The sequence below is a fragment of the Vibrio sp. CUB2 genome (assembly GCF_001557945.1).
GTDB lineage: Bacteria > Pseudomonadota > Gammaproteobacteria > Enterobacterales > Vibrionaceae > Vibrio > Vibrio owensii.
The window spans coordinates 91,935-113,020 of sequence record NZ_LNRB01000013.1; the positions used below are offsets into that span (position 1 = coordinate 91,935).

General features: G+C 45.2%; 18 protein-coding genes and 1 tRNA gene. 5 read left to right on the top strand and 14 right to left on the bottom strand.

Annotated elements, in window-relative coordinates; genetic code table 11:
• Position 1: 1 nt before the first annotated feature.
• From ATB78_RS19600 to ATB78_RS19610, 3 genes are all read right to left on the bottom strand, one after another.
• A complete protein-coding gene (locus ATB78_RS19600; RefSeq protein WP_061010025.1) occupies positions 2-3,346 on the bottom strand; it encodes a hypothetical protein in 3,345 nt (1,114 codons plus the stop codon).
• A complete protein-coding gene (locus ATB78_RS19605) occupies positions 3,343-4,797 on the bottom strand; it encodes a site-specific integrase (protein ID WP_240537422.1) in 1,455 nt (484 codons plus the stop codon). The genes ATB78_RS19600 and ATB78_RS19605 overlap by 4 nt, the downstream gene beginning before the upstream one ends.
• Before the next feature lie 598 nt (positions 4,798-5,395).
• Positions 5,396-5,462 (bottom strand) — tRNA-Arg (locus tag ATB78_RS19610).
• 206 nt (positions 5,463-5,668) lie between these two features.
• On the opposite strand from ATB78_RS19610, the gene folD reads away from it, so the two are divergent.
• Positions 5,669-6,529 carry a bifunctional methylenetetrahydrofolate dehydrogenase/methenyltetrahydrofolate cyclohydrolase FolD gene (gene folD / locus ATB78_RS19615; protein ID WP_005430847.1) on the top strand — a complete coding sequence of 287 codons (861 nt, stop codon included), beginning with the start codon at positions 5,669-5,671 and terminating at the stop codon, positions 6,527-6,529.
• 173 nt (positions 6,530-6,702) lie between these two features.
• On the opposite strand, the gene ATB78_RS19620 is transcribed toward folD, so the two are convergent.
• The 4 genes from ATB78_RS19620 to ATB78_RS19635 form a co-directional block, all read right to left on the bottom strand.
• Entirely contained in the window at positions 6,703-7,902 is a 1,200-nt protein-coding gene (locus ATB78_RS19620; protein WP_005536160.1) for a NupC/NupG family nucleoside CNT transporter, read from the bottom strand.
• A gap of 236 nt (positions 7,903-8,138) precedes the next feature.
• Positions 8,139-9,083, bottom strand: a complete 945-nt coding sequence (locus ATB78_RS19625) for a LysR family transcriptional regulator (protein ID WP_005446456.1) — start codon at positions 9,081-9,083, stop codon at positions 8,139-8,141.
• Positions 9,084-9,154: 71 nt separating this feature from the next.
• A complete protein-coding gene (locus ATB78_RS19630) occupies positions 9,155-10,126 on the bottom strand; it encodes a lytic murein transglycosylase (protein WP_005430863.1) in 972 nt (323 codons plus the stop codon).
• A 48-nt stretch (positions 10,127-10,174) separates the two neighbouring features.
• Positions 10,175-10,456 carry a YcgL domain-containing protein gene (locus ATB78_RS19635; protein ID WP_005430875.1) on the bottom strand — a complete coding sequence of 94 codons (282 nt, stop codon included), beginning with the start codon at positions 10,454-10,456 and terminating at the stop codon, positions 10,175-10,177.
• A 197-nt stretch (positions 10,457-10,653) separates the two neighbouring features.
• Between ATB78_RS19635 and minC the strand changes: the two genes are divergently transcribed.
• From minC to minE, 3 genes are read left to right on the top strand one after another with little or no spacing between them, the layout of a single operon-like run.
• Entirely contained in the window at positions 10,654-11,316 is a 663-nt protein-coding gene (minC, locus tag ATB78_RS19640) for a septum site-determining protein MinC (RefSeq protein ID WP_005437686.1), read from the top strand.
• A gap of 17 nt (positions 11,317-11,333) precedes the next feature.
• On the top strand, positions 11,334-12,146 hold the full coding sequence (gene minD / locus ATB78_RS19645; protein ID WP_005437688.1) for a septum site-determining protein MinD: 813 nt from the start codon (positions 11,334-11,336) through the stop codon (positions 12,144-12,146).
• Between the two features lie 2 nt (positions 12,147-12,148).
• The gene (gene minE, locus ATB78_RS19650) at positions 12,149-12,412 is read left to right on the top strand and encodes a cell division topological specificity factor MinE (RefSeq protein WP_005437690.1); all 264 of its coding nucleotides are present in this window, start codon (positions 12,149-12,151) and stop codon (positions 12,410-12,412) included.
• A 110-nt stretch (positions 12,413-12,522) separates the two neighbouring features.
• On the opposite strand, the gene rnd is transcribed toward minE, so the two are convergent.
• The 7 genes from rnd to ATB78_RS19685 all read right to left on the bottom strand — a co-directional run bounded on the left by rnd (position 12,523) and on the right by ATB78_RS19685 (position 20,009).
• Complete coding sequence (gene rnd / locus ATB78_RS19655; protein WP_061010027.1) at positions 12,523-13,641, bottom strand: ribonuclease D; 1,119 nt, start codon at positions 13,639-13,641, stop codon at positions 12,523-12,525.
• An 87-nt stretch (positions 13,642-13,728) separates the two neighbouring features.
• A complete protein-coding gene (fadD, locus tag ATB78_RS19660) occupies positions 13,729-15,420 on the bottom strand; it encodes a long-chain-fatty-acid--CoA ligase FadD (protein WP_005437015.1) in 1,692 nt (563 codons plus the stop codon).
• 106 nt (positions 15,421-15,526) lie between these two features.
• Complete coding sequence (locus tag ATB78_RS19665) at positions 15,527-16,381, bottom strand: alpha/beta hydrolase (RefSeq protein ID WP_054822926.1); 855 nt, start codon at positions 16,379-16,381, stop codon at positions 15,527-15,529.
• A 6-nt stretch (positions 16,382-16,387) separates the two neighbouring features.
• Positions 16,388-16,945, bottom strand: a complete 558-nt coding sequence (locus ATB78_RS19670; RefSeq protein ID WP_061010028.1) for a Slp family lipoprotein — start codon at positions 16,943-16,945, stop codon at positions 16,388-16,390.
• Positions 16,946-16,970: 25 nt separating this feature from the next.
• Positions 16,971-17,276 (bottom strand): hypothetical protein, encoded by a 306-nt coding sequence (locus ATB78_RS19675; RefSeq protein ID WP_005437006.1) that lies wholly within the window; start codon positions 17,274-17,276, stop codon positions 16,971-16,973.
• 60 nt (positions 17,277-17,336) lie between these two features.
• Positions 17,337-18,038 carry a tRNA (adenosine(37)-N6)-threonylcarbamoyltransferase complex dimerization subunit type 1 TsaB gene (tsaB, locus tag ATB78_RS19680; RefSeq protein WP_061010030.1) on the bottom strand — a complete coding sequence of 234 codons (702 nt, stop codon included), beginning with the start codon at positions 18,036-18,038 and terminating at the stop codon, positions 17,337-17,339.
• A 45-nt stretch (positions 18,039-18,083) separates the two neighbouring features.
• Positions 18,084-20,009, bottom strand: a complete 1,926-nt coding sequence (locus ATB78_RS19685) for an ATP-dependent DNA helicase (RefSeq protein WP_061010032.1) — start codon at positions 20,007-20,009, stop codon at positions 18,084-18,086.
• Positions 20,010-20,226: 217 nt separating this feature from the next.
• Between ATB78_RS19685 and purU the strand changes: the two genes are divergently transcribed.
• Positions 20,227-21,060: a formyltetrahydrofolate deformylase gene (gene purU / locus ATB78_RS19690; protein WP_005428723.1), complete on the top strand. Its 834-nt coding sequence runs from the start codon at positions 20,227-20,229 to the stop codon at positions 21,058-21,060.
• Positions 21,061-21,086 lie beyond the last annotated feature (26 nt).

A 21,086-nucleotide genomic window follows, 5' to 3' on the forward strand; every position in this document is an offset into this window, starting at 1 on the left:
TTTACTCCTCTGCAATTGAAAGCAACTTCACTTTGTCACTATTACTTAAGCCATGAATATCAGACTTAACATTAAATAATTGAGCTAGGTATTCAATATCAGATAGCTCTGAAAATTCATCCCACGCAGCCTTAGACAGCACTTGAATTTTTCTTCTTAATCTTGCTGCTTGATTCGATAGATATTCACTTTGCAACGTTGGTATACCTTGAGTCTCCCTTAGCCTTAATAATAATAGAGCCTGCTCACTGGCTTCTTGTGGTTTGAACTCGTACATCCACTCAATACCTTCTTCCGATACATAATACGTATTGCCATCATTGGACTCTTGAGCGATACCTTTTCGTGCTTGCCAGTATGAAGCTTCAGCCACACATTGAGTCTTCCTTCGTTCAAGTCCGTCAAACTCAGTAGCAAGCATATTTTCAAAATGTTCCAACTTAGTATTGATGTTTTTGATTTCCTCACACAAAGAACGGATGGTTGCACCAATTGCAGGCAAATGGTTATTTGTAATAACGGTTAAGGGACAGGCATAACAATGCTTTTCACCGATATCATCGATAACTTTCTTTGGGCAGAATCCACCTACAGGACAAATATGTGTCCGGAAATAAGCAATATTTTGAGGGTTTGTTCTACCGAGTTCAGCAAGACCATTTAGTTGATTCCCAACATCTTCAGTCATATCGAAATTGATCGACTGCGCATTGTATTTGGTGATCGTTTCTTTGGGGGCATTTTTAAGATCGTTTTCAAATTTTTGCTCATTGATCTGGGTGGTGGCTACGGTTACCAAACCACCACCGTCTTTACCTACCGTTAGTAGATAGGCCAAATGGTTTACAAAGTCCTGAGATGCACTATCTGGTAGCTGCTTAGTATAGAAACCAACCGTCTCTTCTGATTGACCAGTCAGTAATTTACCTACAATATCAGCACCAACGATTGGGGCATAAATGCTAACCGTCATAGTTCGTAATGAATGTGGCGTAATTAGTGTTTTCTTTACCATTGGAACGAATGACACTGCATTGGCATCATCTACATACTTGACTGATATTTCACAAACTCTAGTATCGAAATTTCCATGTCCACGTAAGTATATGAATTCATCGAGAACGTAGTGTTGAGAAGGTGCATATAACGTTGTTGGTTCGAAACCAACACTATTCCTAGTCAAGAAGTTCTCGTATTCATTAATAATTTCAGAAAAACAGTGGGGGACTACTGAATCGCCGTACTTCTCCTTAATTCTAAAAAGAGGTGAAATATCTCCCCACTTAGAGTCTTCATGATTTGAGTACGGGATAGTCGCTGCTAGTTTTGGGTTAGCTTTGGCTGCAAAATCCTTTATGTTTTTTACTTTTCTGAGCAAATCTACAATTTCTGAACTTACAGCAACTGAATATGCTTCTGTTCTGGCCTTATCGGTTGAAATCAGTAATTGTTGGAATTCTTTACCGTCGCATACAAGGTCGAAACAATACCGATCATCTAACCAGAGTGCGTTGGATCTTCTAATACCAGAGTGAAGCAGCAGCGTCATCATTGCCCACGGAGTGTAGTTACTAACATAAATGTGAGTATCTTTGACGCCGTTTTTGCGTACAACGCTATCATCTTTAGTTAGCTTTAACTGTGGGATTGATTTTAAAGAAACTCTACCAATCAATAATTCAGCATCACCACTAATGCTAACGTCATGGTGTACATCGATGGTGCTCAGAGAGTTGACACCACTTTTTAAGCTGCTCAAAACATCATCAAGCATCTGGTTTGTTACAGCTTTACAAAAAGAACGCAATCCCAGCCAATAATTTAGACTAAATACATACTTCCTATTCTTAATAAACTTCCTGCCGACGTTTTCCTTCGCTTTTCCAAGTAAAGGATTTCTGAAATCATTAATTTGTCTCGAATCCAATGAACTTAAATAGTCAAAGAAATGACTAATAACAGCTAAAGCGTCTCGTCCACTGTTGTTCTCTTTAGTGTTGTGTTTACTGGCAGAAGAAGTCATATCATATACGAACTGCGGTAGTGAGACCGGATACTGGAAGCCATCCGTAAACTTAGCCTCATTTTCCAACTCAAAGACGTTACTCCTCTGAATATACAGACTGTGTATCAAATCACTTGGAGCTTTAGGTAAAGTAAACTGCCCTGATAGACCGGATGAAAAATATGCTGGAAGATAAGAGAAGAGATACTTGTTGAGCAAACTCAGTCTTGCCCTCTTTTGCTTTACAGTTGCGGCCTCTGTTGAGGTTGAGCGAATATAATCAAGCTGCGCAGCAATCCAGATATCTTTACTATCTAAGTTATCAGGAGAATATTTCGTATCAGAACCAGAGGCGTCATGCCAGTACCCATAATCGACAAGAACTTTCCTATCTCGCACCGGGACTCTGACTTCCTCAACGTTCTGGACTTTTTCACCAATAAGAGACACAGCCATCTTTGTGCCTCCTTTATATATATTCTCTGACGTCCTATCTGACTTAATCTTTGATTTGGTCGCCGCTCGAAGTTTGGTAAATTCACCATAAAAATCATAATTTGGCAGCTCGCCAGCATAAACAAAGAGTCCGAGAGCTGGCTTCAGATTGTATGCAGGAACATAGCCATCGTGGTAATCAATAAGATCATTGTGGTAATTTAATAGCGTATCTAACTTGATATCACTTGGGTTTGTAATTCCATGCGCTACGATAATATCAGCCATCCTTTTGAATGACTGATTTAAAGTATCTGTACCAAACTTTTCGTGTGATAAATAACCATTGTAACTGTCGGCAAAGAAAGCGGTTTGAATATGGCTTTCGAATTCACCAAAGCGCTTCAAAGTGGAGCCAATCCAAAAGTCACTAGCTAGCGGAGGCATAAAAAATCTTAGTTTTGTTAAACTAATGCGTTCAGCAGCATTTGTTGATTTGGGGTGGGAGCCAAACATGCAGTTCAGCCTAACTACTTTATGCAAAGCCAAGTAACTTAAGAAAAGACGCAGCTTGTGCAAGCGGTTGTTATAATCATTCTTTCTAACCTTGCCATCAGTGGGAATCAGATCATCCATCAACTCCTTATACTCATCAAACGATCCACCACGACACTCTTTGATAATGGCAGTCTGGCAATCAACTAAAAAGGTTTTTATATCATCTAGTCGCTTCTTCGAAACTTCAGTTAAAGCGGCAACAAGAGCATCAGAACCATCGGAGGCACCTCTATAATTATTTATATACTCGGCAGGGTATGCTTCCTTACAGTATTCTTTAAGCTTTGGTGAAAAATCGGTTAAGAGTGAATTGAATTTCTCTTTACTGAAAGCATCTAAAAAAATCATTTTCCATGGCTCTGATTGGTAATTGAAATAGGTGTTGTTTGACGAGTGTCAGAATAGAAGTCAGCTTCCCGTTGTAATAAAAATTGATTTGTAACTTCTATATCTCTTGCCATTTTTTCAAAGCTAGCAGTCATCGTGTAAATTTTTGTGTTCTTTAACTGCGTATGCCTCATAAGATATTGAACCTCATTAAGCGGATACCCATAGCTTCCTCTAGGATGAGGAGCATAATTGACCATGTAGACACCATAAAAATGGCGCATTGAATGAGTTCCAATGTCATCAAATCTTGAGTCAGTTAAGCCAGCTCGTTGTAGGTTAAGATCCCATGCATCTTTAATAGTGCTTTGCGCAGATCTGTAATAAGGCTGATGCTCAAGCTGATCTGTTAGTTTGTTTGCGGTGGCACGGCCTTGTAAGAACACATACTCAGAATTTGATTCTGGTCTCTCTTCCTCTAGGTACTTCATCAGTTCATCAAAGAAAAACGATTTAAATGGCTCAATGAAGTGCACATCGAAATGGTCAATAGGCTTACCATTGAGTGTCTTATAATCAATGCCATGTAAATAGCTAATAACATCCTTATCGTGAAGTCTCACTTTCTCTTTAATTACATCTATATCGCGAAACCGCAACTTTTTAGCTTCAGAAAAACGCAACCCACCACCAAAGCAAAGTGAATACATGCACCTGTCTCGATGCGATTTGGTACTCAAAAGAAATCTACCAATTTCATCTATTGGGAAATGTTTTTCTTTTTTTACTTTAGGTTCTGGAGGCAATTTGAAAAAGTTTTTGATTTGAGCCACCTTTGCACCGCCGGAAATACAAGAAGCTAAATAGGAATGCTCTAACAGTGCTTTTCTTTGGCTTGATGACAACTCTCTGACAGCACCAAGCTCACGACCAACAGCAGTAAACGCCTGATCGACGTCAATAAGTCCATCCAGCTTTCGCTGCTGCATTAAACTGTACTCAAGTGCGTTTGATGCCGTGACAAATTCACATAAGCTTGAAATCATTCGTTTCGCTGACGTGCGCTTTAGAGGTATAGCATCAAGGTTTAATGCACATATTTTAGCTAATGGGTTTTTAGATTCTTTTCCATCGAGAAGGTAAGAAGGGTAGGCATAAAAGATATTTGTAAGCGTAGTTCTTAGATGGAAACCCGGTGAGTGTGAGCTGCTTTGTGATAAAGCCATCTCGAACTCTTGAGTATGCAGCACATCTGATGCCTCGATGAAGTAATCATAGAACTTGGCTAAATCTGAAGCCTTAGCTTTCACTGTGTTATAAGGTTGGCTACTCAGTATTAGATTATTAATATGCTCTTCAAGCTCAAGCACTGGGCCTGTGATTCTCGATACGAATGAATAAAAAATCACTCCATCGGGAGCGGTGAGTTCTCTCTTAATAATATTTTTAGTTTTTCTAGCCACTTCTTCCATTGCACCAAAAATTAACCTTTCAACATGTATATCTTACAATCAAAACCTTAAATTTGGTGCAATGAAGAAATTCTTTTTGCCAAGCTGTGATCGCGATAGCGAAAATGGTTTACTGAGCAAAAAAAAACCAGCACCTAAATTAATAGATACTGGTTCTTAAAAGTGGCACGCCCTGTAGGATTCGAACCTACGACCACATCCTTCGTCACACTATAGCTTTCGCTACCACCTATCGAGGCTTCGTGCGCTGGACTATACCTTTACCATAGCTTTGAAAGCGTTAGGTAGATGCCGTCTAGTCTCTACACCTTCCCAAAATTATTGGGCTTGGCTCGGGATTGCCAACTCGTTAAAGTAAGGTTTCCCCGAATTTGACATCTTACACTCTTATCGTTTCCAAAAAGAGGCCCAATCTGAATGCTAGAAAAATCTAGCCAATTAGAAGGGACGTGCTCTATCCAGCTGAGCTAAGGGCGCTTTATTTTGCTTTTCAACTATATCTAGCTAAAAAACGAAATTCAAATTGTTTGTACGCTCATTGCACCAAGTTAGGTTACAAAGCCTCTAGTCAGTCATCTTAGTTCATTACACCAGAAATAACCTAATATAAGAACCTATGACCACATCCTTAGAAGGGACGTGCTCTATCCAGCTGAGCTAAGGGCGCGCTACAGGGACAGGATTATACGAGTTCAAGCGCTTAAATCAACGGGTTTTCATAACATTCTGATCTGAATGCCTAAAAAAAGGGCACTAAAGCGATAAATGTTCAAAAACACCTCAAAGCAAACGTTTGCGTATGGATGTTAAATAGATTTTCTGCGACAATGCGCCGCAAATAATTTGCCTTCTCAATTTAAAAAGGAAAGTCATGACTGCTCAAAATATAGATGGAACTCTCATTTCCCAAACTGTTCGATCCGAAGTTGCAGCACGTGTGAAAGCTCGCGTTGAGGCTGGCCTTCGTGCTCCTGGTCTTGCAGTTGTTTTAGTTGGTGAAGATCCAGCTTCTCAAGTTTACGTTGGCAGTAAGCGCCGTGCGTGTGAAGAAGTTGGCTTTGTCTCTAAGTCTTTTGACCTTCCTGCGACAACGTCGGAAGAAGAGTTGTTGGCACTTATCGATGAGTTGAACAACGACGCAGAAATCGATGGCATTCTTGTTCAGTTGCCACTTCCTGCTGGCATCGATGCAACGCACGTTCTTGAGCGTATTCACCCAGAGAAAGATGTTGATGGCTTCCACCCTTACAACGTGGGTCGTCTAGCGCAGCGTATTCCTAAGCTTCGTTCTTGTACGCCAAAAGGCATCATTACGCTGCTTGACCGTTACAACATCGAACTACGCGGTAAGCACGCGGTTGTGGTTGGCGCATCAAACATCGTTGGTCGCCCAATGACACTTGAGCTGCTTCTTGCTGGTTGTACGACAACAACTTGTCACCGCTTTACCAAAGACCTAGAAGGCCACGTTCGTCAAGCTGACCTTGTTGTGGTTGCAGTTGGTAAGCCAAACTTCATTCCTGGTGAGTGGATTAAGAAAGGCGCTGTTGTGGTCGATGTGGGCATCAACCGTCTTGAATCAGGCAAACTAGTCGGTGACGTGGAATACGATAAAGCACGTGAGAACGCGAGCTTCATTACTCCAGTACCGGGCGGTGTTGGCCCAATGACAGTAGCAAGCTTGATTGAGAACACGATGCTGGCTTGCGAGCAGTTCCATACGAAGAAGTAGATTCGAGATTCGAGATTCGAGATTCGAGATTCGAAGAAATAAAAAGGGTTGACGATAAACGTCAACCCTTTTGCTTTTTGAGGGAGTAAGAAGAAGTGCTTGAGCCAAAGCTCCTTCCTCTACTCTCTCGAAGCGAAGCGTTCCCGATTCCAGAAGCGCAGCGCTCTAATAGGTTACAAACTCAGAATCACGCCAGCGATTGATGCGCTCATCAGGTTCGCCATTACGCCTGCTGCGATTGCGCGGAAGCCGTATTTCGAGATGAATGAACGCTTCTCTGGTACTAATGAACCTAGGCCACCAATCAACATCGCCATGGTTGAGATGTTTGCGAAACCACACAGTGCGAAGGTCACGATAGCTTGTGAGTGTGCGCTTAGCTGAGACTTCACTTCCATCAGTTGGATGAAGGCTACGAACTCGTTTACCACAATCTTGTTACCGATCAGGGAGCCAGCCACGATAGCTTCATTCCAAGGAATACCTAGCAACCATGCGATTGGTGCGAATAGGTAGCCAAGCACTAGCTCGAAGCTCAGTTCCATACCGAATAGACCACCGAACCAGCCTAGAATGCCGTTTAGCATCGCGATAACACTCACGAACGCCAATAGGGTTGCACCTACCGCTACTGCGATACGTAGACCAGACATTGCGCCGTCTGCCATTGCTTCAACCACGTTGGTCGCGCGTGGCATTTCTACTTGGTCTAGATCCATATCCTGTGCTGCGCTGTCTGTCTCTGGCATCATGATTTTAGCCATTAGAAGACCCGCAGGTGCTGACATGAATGCCGCCGCGATCAGGAAGTTAAGATCCACACCCAGTGATGCGTAACCCACTAGCGTGCCACCTGCAACCGATGCCAAACCACCAGTCATTACTGCGAAGAACTGAGAATCGCTCATGTGCTTCAGGTATGGCTTTACTACTAGCGGCGCTTCAATCATACCAACGAAGATGTTCGCTGTTGCAGACAGCGATTCTGCACGGCCTGTACCTAGCAAACGCTGTAGGCCACCACCGATTAGGTTGATCACTTTTGGCATTAGACCAATGTGGTACAAACCAGAAATCAGCGCTGAGAAGAAGACGATGATACCTAGTACATTAATCGCGAAGGTAAAGCCACCTGTTGCTAGGTTGCCAAATAGGAACGCGATGCCCTCTTGACCGTAGTTGATTAGGTTAGAAACTGCGCCAGTTACGGCGTTAAGTGCTTCTTTACCCGCTGGTACGTAAAGTACCAATAGCGCGAAGATTACTTGCAGAGCAAAAGCCAAAGACACCGTTCGTAGACGAATGTTCTTACGGTTAGTCGAAAGCAGCCATGCTACGAATAGGATGACTACGATACCAAGAATTGAGTTCATAAAATGAATCCGACAAAAGGGGGAACAGGAAAGGCGTCGGATTGTATAGAGCGTGAAAAATGCTGCAAGTTGGGGATGTTAACAGGCTGAGAATCTCGCCTGACCACTCTTTAACCAGCAAAATAACTCATTGAATTAAATAAAGATAAACGTTTGCCTAAAGTTATTATTTCCAAATGGAAAAGATGTTTCTGGATTTGGAAAAATTTTGTGATTCAAATCACCTTATGTATTCCCTACTTCGGAATCGAAATATACGGGGCTAATCGCTGATCCCAATGGCAAGGCGATCCGATCTTTTGTTTGATGAATTCGATCACTGCTGAGATCTTTTTCGGCATATGCTGACGACTTGGGTACACCGCATAAAACGGCATGGATTGGCTAGCTCTCCAATCAGGTAGAAGCTGGATCAATTTGCCTGAGCGGAACTCATCCCCCAGTAAATAAGTGGCTAAGTAAGCAATCCCCCACCCTGCGATTGCAGCATCACGCACAGCTTCTGCTAAATCAACCGAGTAGTTACCAGAGACTTTCACATTAAGCTCTTGTTCGCGATTGGTGAAGGCCCAACTGGTGTAGTCACGCTCCCAACTGCGGTAAATAAGGCAGTTATGCTGCGACAAGTCATTCGGTTCGGTTGGCGTATCGAACTTGAGTAAGTAATCCGGCGATGCCGCTACCACAAATTGGCAATCTGCTAATCGCTGAGCAATGTAGCCTTCTGGTAAGTGTTCATTGTTGGTGATCCACAAATCCAAACCTTCTTCGAGCATATCAACTTTGTAATCGAACAAATGCACCTCGACTTGCAGTTGCGGGTATTTCTCACGAAGTTCTTGAATGGCAGGAATGATGTGCAGCGTGCCAAAAGACTGCGACAACCCAAGACGAACCAAACCGGCGACTTCATCGCGTTGGCTTTCCATCTCTAACGTTGCGCTGCTAACGGCTTGCACCACTTGTTCACAATGATGATAGAAGGTTTGCCCCGCTTCGGTTGGCGTGAAGCTGCGCGTGGTGCGTTGCACAAGCTTGATGCCTAGTGACGCTTCCAACTGGCTGAGCTGTTTACTAACGTGAGAAACAGACACGCCTAGGCTCTTTGCCGCAGCGGTAAAGTTCTTATGTTTGATCAACGCTGAGAAGATCACCATTTGTGCAGCACGTTCAGATAACACGCAAACCTCGTTTCAAATAGAAAAAACAAAGGGCTCCGAAGAGCCCATTTTTATTCGTTTATACATTCAACCTAGAATGTGATGCGGTCAGCTAAGTGACTTACCGCCAGTGCGAAGTAGTAAGAGCGGTTCCACTTCATTAACACATTGTAGTTGTTGTACACCAAGTAAGTACGACCGTTCTCATCGTCTGGCATGATCAACCAAGCTTTGATGTCTTCGTCCAGCTTAGGAAGTGGGCTGCCATCGTATTTGGTGATCCCAAGCTTACTCCACTCTTGCAGGTACTTACCTTTTTCCGCTTCGCGACCTTGCAGGTTATGGTCGATGCCGTGTGGCACTTTAACCTGACGACCCCAAGTGAACTTATCATCCCAGCCAGATTTACTTAGGTAGTTCGCAGTAGAAGCAAACACGTCCGCTTCTGATTGCCAGATGTCTTTCTTGCCGTCGCCATTACCATCCGCGGCAAAGCGTAGGAATGAGCTTGGCATAAACTGACATTGACCCATCGCACCGGCCCAAGAGCCTTTGAAGTTCTCTAGCTCGATATGGCCTTCATCTAGGATTTGTAGCGCCGCCATGGTTTCTTTACGGAAGAACTCTTCACGACGACCTTCAAACGCCATGGTCGACAACGCGTCGATCACACGGAAATTACCAGTAAACTTACCGAAGTTACTTTCCACGCCCCAAAGTGCAACGATAAAGCGCGGCTGCACGCCAAACTCATCACCAATGCGTTTAAGTTCAGCGTAGTGTTCTTTATACAGTTGCTTCGCTTGTTTTACCTTCCACTCAGGTACCGCGCGCGGAATGTATTCGTCTAACGTCAGTTTCTTCTCAGGTTGGTTACGATCGGCTTTTACCGCGCGTGGTTTGTATTCCACATCAGCAAAAGCGGCACTGATCACCTGTTCGGAAATGCCTTTATCACGCGCTTCTGCACGCAATTTATTTAGGTATTCATCAAAGCCATCGCTGCTTGCAAAGGCTGAAGTGCACATACCAACGCTGAGCATTGCTGCCAGTATCTTTTTCATATCGCCCTCCTTGAGCGAGGCAGAATTCCCAGATGAAAAGCGGTGACGTTATTCGCCTTTCTGCTGGGCTTTTTGTTCTTTGTATTTTTCTAGTAGGTTTTCCGGCGGAGGCGGAACCTGTAGGAAGAAACCATCATTAATTAATGACGTTTTCACTTTCTCGACATCAACTTGTGCCAAAGTACGACCATCAAGTTTGATTGTCATCACCGGCATAGGCTTACCGAACATCTGCATTAACGTGTCAGGAACCTGTGAGAAATCATCCTTTTTCGGAATATAGAGATAAGTGCCTTCTTTTCTGGAGCTTTTATAAATAGAACAAAGCATGACGAGCCTTTTGTGCTGATTTACCCGCTTTGAATGCGGATTTTGTTGAAAACGTAAAATTCTCGCAAACTTGATAGCAAATTTGAGATTAATTCACTTATTTGCCCGCTTGAGAACTTGCTGCGCTAAAGGATGAAATATAACATGACAGACCTAGTTTAAGGCAACGCTCTTTCAATAAAGGCAAGAAGTCCACGATGACCCATTCACCTGACCTTAAAGGTAGCAGTTTTACATTGTCAGTTTTACACCTTTCTGACAACGAGATCGCTAAGACTGTCGAATTTTTGCAAGAAAAGGTTTCTCAAGCACCCTCTTTCTTCGCATCCGCACCTCTGGTTATCAATATAGCAAAAGTAGAAGGCGATATTGATTTCACCGCACTTAAACAAGGCATCGCCGATGCAGGGTTTATTCCGGTTGGTGTGACTGGCTGTAAAGATAAGCGTGTTCAAAACCTTGCCTCAGAAGCGGGCTTCGCCATCATGTCTGCGAGCAAATCTCCAACTCAAGCACCAGCGAAAATGGCGCCGACCAAAATCGTTCGTACGCCTGTACGTTCTGGTCAGCAGATTTACGCCAAAGACGGTGACTTGGTTGTACTAGCACACGTTAGTGCTGGTGCAGAAGTGATTGCTGATGGCTCTATCCACATTCATGGCACCCTACGCGGACGTGCCATTGCTGGGGCGAGCGGCCAACAAGAAGCACGAATTATTTGTCACGATTTACAAGCTGAACTGGTTTCCATTGCAGGAGATTACTGGTTGAGCGATCAAATTGAGAGTGAGTATTGGCAAAAGAAAGTAATGATCAGTAAAGCCGAAGAATCATTACATCTAGAAACACTCACGATTTAGTCTAAAAAGGAAATAAAATGGCACGCATTATTGTAGTAACGTCTGGTAAAGGTGGCGTTGGTAAAACCACTTCAAGCGCAGCCATCGCCTCTGGTCTGGCTCTTAAGGGCAAAAAGACTGCGGTGATCGATTTTGATATCGGCTTGCGTAACCTCGATCTTATCATGGGCTGTGAACGCCGCGTGGTGTATGACTTTGTTAACGTCATCAACGGTGAAGCAACGCTTAACCAAGCGATGATCAAAGACAAGCGCACAGATAACCTATTCATCCTTCCAGCTTCTCAAACACGTGATAAAGACGCGCTAACCAAAGATGGCGTGCAACGTGTGTTCACTGAGTTGGATGAAATGGGCTTCGACTTCATCATCTGTGACTCTCCAGCAGGGATCGAGCAAGGTGCTCTGATGGCGCTGTACTACGCAGATGAAGCGATTGTAACGACCAACCCAGAAGTGTCTTCGGTACGTGACTCTGACCGTATCCTAGGTATTTTGGATTCTAAGTCTCTACGTGCTGAGCAAGGTCTAGAGCCAGTTAAGCAGCACTTACTACTGACCCGTTACAACCCTTCTCGCGTAACACAAGGTGAGATGCTAAGCGTTGAAGACGTAGAAGAGATCCTACACATTTCTCTACTGGGCGTGATTCCAGAGAGCCAAGCAGTACTGAATGCATCAAACAAAGGTGTGCCAGTGATCTTTGACGAGAACACAGACGCGGGCATGGCTTACTCTGATACGGTAGACCGCCTACTGGGTAACCAGGTTGAATTTCGTTTCCTTACTGAGGAGAAGAAAGGACTCTTTAAACGACTATTCGGAGGCTAGACATGTCACTACTAGAATTTTTCCGCCCACAAAAGAAAACTTCTGCGAATCTAGCCAAAGAGCGTTTGCAGATCATCGTTGCTGAGCGTCGTAGCCAGAACGATCCTGCGCCTTCTTACTTGCCTCAATTGAAAGAGGATATTTTGAAGGTGATCAGCAAATACGTTGCAATTGATCCAAACATGGTGGATTTGACGTTTGAGCATAAGGACGATGATATTTCCGTTCTTGAGCTAAACGTGAAGCTGCCAGAAGACGAGAAGTAATTACTTTTCAACTTTACTTGAGCGCTCTAGACACTTGAGCACTCAAAGCAAAAGACAAATGCGTGTTACAAAAAAGGTTGGCGATAATGCCAACCTTTTTTATTTGGTACTTACTTCAGCACCTTATTCATCTTCTCGCCGAGTAATTCAAGACGCCAGCCTTGCATCACATCCGGTAGACGCGCTGGGTCACGGTCTTTCTTCCATACCCAACTGATGATTTGGTTAATCTGCTTTTTAGACGCCAAGAACTCGGTCGCCAAGCCTGACTTTTGCGACGCTACCTTCACCACATCCTTCATGTTCTTGAAGATTTGCTTGTAGCCTGGGTAATCCATCAAACGTTCGATTTTCGCTGGGTAATCATCGGCAGGTGTTTGCTTTGCACTTTTCACGATAGCCGCAATTCGTGCGCCGTGGCGGTTAATCGCACGAATGTCGATGCCTTCCGCTTCCACCTTCTTAAAGTTTGTCAGCCCAAGGCGAGCCACCGTCAGCAAGTCGCCCTCTTTGAAAATGAAGTTCAACGCAAGGTCGCGCTTGATCGCTTCGCGGTAACGCCACGTCGCTAAAGGTTTAAGAATCGCAAGTTCAGCGGGTCTTAGCTGCCATGCACCTTTGATGTCTAGGTAGACGGTTTCTTCATTTAAGTTACGAATACGCTTTGATACCAGTAGGTCGCTCTCTTGCTGAACCGCTTCCCACCAGCCAGCTTCGTTGACTTTATCTAATAGCTTCTCGTAAAGAGGCATTAGGTAGTGCACGTCAGCCGCGGCGTAATCAAGCTGCTTTTGAGTCAGTGGACGCGCCATCCAATCAGTGCGAGACTCACTCTTATCTAACTCTACGCCAAGGTATTCTTCCACCAGCGTAGCAAAGCCCGTCGACAGGCCATGACCTAGGAAAGCCGCCATCAACTGCGTATCGACCATTGGGAATGGTGTGCAGCCAAAGGCATTTTGGAAGACTTCTAAATCTTCACCGCACGCATGCAGCACTTTGAGTACTGAGGTGTCTTTTAACAACTCGACGAACGATGTCATGTCAGTCAGTTCGGTCGGGTCGATAAGGGAAAGTTGTTTGCCATCGAAAAGCTGAATCAAACCTAGTTGCGGATAGTAAGTCCTGATTCGCACGAATTCGGTATCCAGCATAACTACGTCGGCTTCTCTTGCTAGAGCGCAGACTTCTTCTAGGTCTTTGTTTTTCGTAATGATCTGATAATTCACATGCTTCTCGCTATAAAAAAATGCCAGCAAAACGCTGGCATTCTAACACTATTTGGCAATAAATGATTGTTGCACAAAGAAATCCGCTTATGCGCTCTTCTTCGCTAGCTCTGCGTCGTTCTCTTCACGCAGTACGCGACGAAGGATCTTACCTACGTTGGTCTTCGGTAGATCTTCACGGAACTCAACCAACTTCGGCACTTTGTAGCCAGTTAGGTGTTGGCGACAGTGTGCAATCACTTCGTCTTTGGTTAGGCTTGGATCGCGTTTTACAACGTAGATCTTAACCAACTCACCAGACACTTCGTGAGGCTGACCGATTGCCGCAACTTCTAACACTTTACCGTGCAGTGCAACCACGTCTTCGATTTCGTTCGGGTAAACGTTGAAGCCAGAGACAAGAATCATGTCTTTCTTACGGTCAACGATATGCAGGAAGCCTTCATCATCAAACTTAACGATGTCACCCGTCGATAACCAACCGTCTTCGTTGATCACTTCTTTGGTCGCTTCTGGGCGCTGCCAGTAACCTTGCATCACTTGAGGACCGCGAACTTGAAGCTCGCCTGTCTCAGTATTTGCTAGTGGGTTACCTTCTTCATCCACAATACGTACTTCAGTTGATGGTACAGGCAGACCGATAGAGCCGTTGTATTCCACTAGGTCGTGCGGGTAAGCCGCCACCAATGGAGAACATTCTGTTAGACCGTAACCTTCTAGTAGGTAACAGCCTGTGGTCTTTTGCCATTTTTCAGCGACGGCGCGTTGCACTGCCATACCACCACCTACTGCTAGGCGAAGGTTGCTGAAATCTAGCTCATGGAAATCTTCGTTGTTCACTAGCGCGTTAAACAGCGTGTTTACGCCAGTAATTGCAGTGAACTGGTATTTTTGTAGCTCTTTCACAAAGCCCGGAATATCACGCGGGTTAGTGATAAGCAGGTTGTTGCCACCCATTTCAACGAACAGTAGACAGTTCACTGTTAGTGCGAATACGTGGTAAAGCGGCAGCGCCGTTACAACAAGCTCGCGACCCGGAGACAATACTGGACCATAAGCACCTTTCGCCTGCATTACGTTAGCAATCATGTTGCGGTGCGTCAGGATTGCGCCTTTCGCTACGCCCGTTGTACCACCAGTGTACTGTAGGAATGCAATATCATCGCCAGACATAAATGGTTTCACGTACTGAAGACGACGACCTTTGTGCAGTGCTTTACGCATTGAGATTGCACCCGGTAGATCGTACTTAGGCACCATGCCCTTCACGTACTTAACCACGAAGTCGACAAGTGTACCTTTAGCACGTGGCAGCATTTGACCAAGGCTGGTTAGAACCACGTGTTTCACTGGCGTGTTTTCTACGATCTGCTCTAGTGTGTTCGCGAAATTAGAAACGATAACGATCGCCGTTGCGCCAGCATCGTTTAGCTGGTGCTCAAGCTCACGAGGAGTGTAAAGTGGGTTCACGTTCACAGCGATACAGCCTGCACGCAAAATACCAAATAGCGCGACAGGGTATTGAAGCAGGTTTGGCATCATAAGAGCAACGCGGTCGCCCTTCTTCAGCTTAAGTTCGTTTTGTAGGTATGCGGCGAATGCGCGGCTACGCTCTTCCAATTTGCGGAAGGTCATGACCGAGCCCATGTTCATGAATGCCGGCTGGTCTGCGTATTTTTGAACAGACTGCTCGAACATTTCTACCAAAGACTCATATTGCTCTGGATTAATGGTTTCAGGTACGTCACTTGGATAACGTGAAAGCCATGGTTTATCCACGATGTTACTCCTCGTTTATAACTGGCTAAAAAATAGCGTCCTTTTTATTTTGAGCACTATTACAGCACAGCAAACGTGCTTGAGCACGTAACTCTCAAACACTTGTTTAAATTTTGTTAACTACACCAAGAATTCGCTTTGCGACCTCGAGTGTTTGCTCTAAATGGCAATGATGCCCACCCGCGACAGAAACCACATTCGGTGGATTTTCGCCCCAATCGACTTGGTTAGACTGTAAATGCTGAAATCCTTTGTCACCCAATATGATTAGGTGCGGACAGCGTATTTGGCTGGTGATCGAGTTCGCGTGATCCTGTGCCATGCGATAAAGAGAATCGCACTTTAATTTGGCATCGTGTCGCCAAAACCATTGGTTATCACGACATTCAGTTCCGCGCTCTACGATTGGCATCAACTGCTCGGCGGTCAGGTGATTCGCTTGCATGCGTAGCTTTAACGCCAGATCGAAAGAAGCGATAGCTCGCTCCGGTTTGTTGCGTTGACGTTGCCGGCTAAGGACACCATCACGCAGTCGTTTTACGCTATTGGAAGGCTGTTCTGCGAGTGGACCCGCTCCTTCAATTTGCACTAACGCTTCGACCTGTTCAGGAAAGGCAGCACTATAGCAACTTGCGATTAAAGCGCCTAGTGAATGCCCTACTAACACCAGTCTGTTTGGCGATAATTCATCCAATAATTGGTGTAAATCAGCAATGTAGTCGTGGAAAGGGTAGTAATTGTCTGAGGATTTATGACTGGATAAGCCATGACCAAATAGGTCAATTGCCAGTAAATGAAGATCAGGGTTGTGCTGATGGATGGCGTTCATCAAGGTTTTGAAGCTGCCTGCGTTATCCATCCACCCATGAAGAAAAACGACTGAACAAGCAGTCGTTTTTTCGTTTCCGATCTCTAAGGCTGCCATGCTCCCATTTGGGAGTTCGAAACGGCGCTCATTCATCACAGATTATTTAACCTTCTTGATCACCTTGCCGTCTTGAGGGAAATCATTTCGCCACATTCGGCAGTTAATGGAGTAACAAGGGTAGTAATAGGTTGGCGTGTCGTACATACGTACGCGCTCTTCAATCTTCCATAAGCGGTAACCATCGCCTTTGATTACTGGGAAGATGTATTGGTGTTCACCAATTTTACCTTCTTCTTCGCCCGCACCTTTACCAACCACGGTAATGATTCGACCTTTACTGAAAGCTACTGGCTCTAGGTAACCATCAAAATAAACCGCGAAGCGACCCGTTGGTTCTTGGTCGATGTCTGGCTTGCCTGATTTGCTGATTGGTAGGTTTACGATCTCCAGGCGCGTTTGGTCTTTCAAGTTATCTACTTTCGCGATAACACCACCAAGACGGACATCATTAGCAGCCTGTCCTTGGTCTTCAGCAAAGGCTTTGTAATCCGTCAAAACCTGCTCGGTGCTTGCATTCAGATCTTCAGGAAGAGAACTACAGGCAGAAAGCCCGAATGCCGCGATAATAACCAGAAAAATACGTCCAGAAAGTTTCATAAACCCCCACTATAAATTCGTTGTTTTACACATAGATATCGACACCAAGTAACTGAGCAAGTTCCTCTTTCTTCGCTCGATTCATGACGTCCATATACTGTTCCATTGCTTTGCGAGCATGACCCTCGGGCAAATCATATTGCACTTGAGCGCGATGAATCTGAGACTCATCCACTTGCTTAATGGAATGCGCGACAGCGTTCGCCACCTTAGAAGGTTGACCAACAGGCTGCTTATCTTGAGCTTTCTTTACCTGCCCTTTTTTACCGACTTTGTTGGTGCGATTTGCACCCGGTATTAACGCAGGAGGTAAACCATTGATAGACGCCATAACGCTCCATAAAAATACAGGGCAAACGCCCTGCACTTTGTCATGTCATTGAAAGTCCGATTATTCGCGACCCGGAAGTTTCTTCCACGTCACATTATCACGCAGATAAACCGGGCTCGATTCTTCTACTGGGACTGTGTTGCCTTTCTCAAGTTCCTGCTCAGCAAGAATCACAATGTCTTGCGAATCAGGGTAAAGAACATCGCCACTGGTGACGTTGAATGGCAGTTTGCCAAGATCTTCTTGGTAAGCATCCCAACCAGTACCCGCTTTAGTCCACGTTTTGTCGTCTGCTTGTGCTTCTTCCGCTAGACGCGCTGGTGGGATAACACATTCTGGATCCACACCTGCCCATTCACCGTTTTCTTGGCGAGTATAACGTGCCCAGTAAACTTCACCCATGCGCGCATCAATCGCAACCGCGGCATCCGTTGCACCGTGCAGGCGGTAGCTTGCTTGTGCCATAGCAGCCAGCGTTGAAACGCCGATCATTGGTAAGTCAGCACCGAACGCCAAACCTTGTGCGATACCAATACCGATACGAACGCCAGTAAAGCTGCCCGGACCACGACCAAACGCCAATGCGTCTAGATCTTGTAGAGTCAGCCCCGCTTCTTTCAGTACCTCGTCCACCATAGGCAGTACTTTCTTAGTGTGGTCACGAGGAGCCACTTCACTGCGTGAAATCACTCGGTCATTAACCAGTAGCGCAACTGAACAGTTCTCAGTTGCCGTATCGATAGCAAGAATTTTTGCGCTCATGTAACTCTCTACAATTCTTCTTTAATTTATTGATGCCGCAGCGCATTAGTCTGCGGCAGGTTGTTCTGTTTTTAGGAATGTTTTGATTCGTTCCAAATCCCGTGTTCTTGGGATTGGCGGTAAACTACCGAGGAAGATGCCACCATAATCACGCGTTACCAAACGGTTGTCGCAAATGATTAAGGCACCATGGTCTTTTTGGTCTCGAATCAAACGTCCTACGCCCTGCTTTAACGTGATAACCGCATCTGGGATTTGCACTTCTGCAAACGGCTCACCACCACGTAATCGACAATCTTCGATTCGGGCTTTGAGTAGCGGGTCATCAGGGGCAGTAAACGGTAATTTGTCGATGATAACACAGCTCAGCGCATCACCTCTAACATCGATCCCTTCCCAGAATGCACCCGTCGCCACCAGCAGTGCATTACCCAGTTCCATAAACTCCGCAAGGGTCTTTTGTTTGCTCATCTCACCTTGCATTAGCACAGGCAGATCCAGTACTTCACGGAAGCGTTCACCAAGCTCACGCATCATGCTGTGCGAAGTACACAGGAAGAAACAACGCCCGTCGTTCTCTTCAATCACAGGCGCAAGCATTCGCACCAGTTTGTCGGCTAAGCCTGGGCTGTTTGGTTCTGGTAAATAACGAGGCACACACAAACGTGCTTGCTTCTCGTAATCGAACGGAGATGGCAACGAAAACTGCTGCTTCGGCTTCAATCCAAGACGGTCGGTAAAGTGTTTAAAATCACCCGATACCGCGAGCGTTGCAGACGTGAAAATCCACGCGCCTTGTTTGATTTCGATTTGCTCATGGAATTTATCCGCCACCGATAGCGGCGTAATGTGCAGAGCAAAGTGGCGGGGAGACGTGTCGTACCAGTATGAGTAACCGGTAATATCAACATCACAGACGCGGTCAATTCGTCCTTTGATCAGGTTGGCACGCTCAAAGGCAGTATCCAGCAATTGGCTTCGACCTAGCACCAGTTTCAACACATCAATCGCCAAATCTAAACTATCGGTTAAACGCACCAACTCACGCTTGATCGATTCAGATTGCAACGCCTCACGCCAGTTACCACGAAAGCCCGGCTCACCCAGTACGATGCGCATATCCATGGCACTTTGCATCAGCTTATCGCCCACTTTTTGTAGCTGGCGCATGTCTTTTGCTTCAGTACGGTAGGCAATCTCAATGTCCTTAGCGAGCTCTTGGATCTGACGGCTAGAGATCGATTGTCCGAAGTATTCACTGGCAATGTCTGGAAGCTGGTGGGCTTCGTCGAAGATAAACACGTCAGCTTCTGGGATCAATTCACCAAAGCCGGTTTCTTTGATCGCAAGGTCTGCAAGGAACAAGTGGTGGTTAACGACAACAATGTCTGAATCCATCGCGCGTTTGCGTGCTTTTAAGACGAAACAATCGGTGTAGCTCGGACACTCTTTACCCAAACAGTTGTCGTTGGTTGAGGTAATGGTTGGGATGATCATGCTGTCTTCTGGCAGGTCCTCACAATCCCCTAAATCGCCCGTTTTGGTTTCAGACGACCAAGTGCGAACCTTTACCAATTGGGTCAACAATGTTGGATCGGCTTGATTAGTATGACTCTCGACCATTTGTCGGCTTAGACGATCCAAACATAGGTAGTTGGAGCGACCTTTTAGTAGCGCGACTTGTCCATAAAAGCCTAAAGCACTGACCATCAACGGCAGGTCACGGTGATACAACTGCTCTTGCAGGTTCTTCGACCCCGTACTGATGATGACTTTTTTGCCGCTCAAGAGCGCAGGCACAAGGTAAGCGAAGGTCTTCCCCGTTCCCGTCCCTGCTTCAACCACCAGCTGAGTTTGGTCTTTGATCGCACTGCTGACAGCTTCTGCCATATCGATTTGTGGCTGGCGAGCTTGAAAGCCCGGAATGGCTTTGCCTAACGCGCCCTCAGAGGAGAATGTTTTTGCGATCATGCCTGACATCTGGTTGGAAAAATTGTCGAGAGTATATCAGGAGTTGAGCGTAAACATCAGCCAACAAAAGCACTAGGTTTTAGCATCGCGCGGATAATTTGTTGAAACCGCGCCGAGAATAGATTATTTATGAAGTCAGATTGCAGTACGATTCACGCTTCTGACGTGACCCTTTTATTCGTACGCTAGAAAAATAATGCCTGGAAGTATCTGATTTATGGAAAAGAAAACACTGTTAACCCATTGTTCTGACGCACCGGGTTTGATCTCAAAAATCACCAATATCTGTTATAAACATCAGCTGAATATCGTTCATAATAACGAGTTTGTTGATAACACCAGTGGGCACTTTTTCATGAGAACCGAGTTGGAGGGTTACTTCAACGATCAAACGCTACTCGCCGATTTAGACCAAGCACTGCCACAAGGTGCAAAACGCAAACTTATCAGCTCTCGCCGCAAACGCATCGTCATTCTAGTAACCAAAGAAGCGCACTGTCTGGGTGATATTCTGATGAAGACTTACGATGGCAGCTTAGATGTTGAAATTGCTGCGGTAGTTGGTAACTACGACAAACTGCAAACACTCACGGAGCGTTTTGATATTCCTTACCATCACGTTACTCACGAAGATCTTAGCCGTGAAGAGCACGAGCAGAAGATGCTTGAAGTGATTGATCAATATGATGCCGATTATCTAGTTCTTGCGAAATACATGCGTGTTCTCACTCCGACTTTCGTAGAGAAATACCGTCATAAGATCATCAACATCCACCACAGTTTCTTACCCGCTTTCATCGGTGCAAAGCCATATCAGCAGGCTTACGACCGCGGTGTGAAGATCATCGGTGCTACGGCGCACTTCGTAACAAATGACTTGGATGAAGGTCCAATCATCAAGCAGGACGTTATTCCAGTGGATCACACGTTCAGCGCACAAGATATGGCGCAAGCAGGTCGCGATGTAGAGAAGAACGTATTGAGCAAGGCTCTGAACAAAGTGATCAATGACCACGTTTTTGTTTACGGCAATAAGACGGTTATTCTTTAAGTTCACCGCATTTAAAAAAAGGGTTG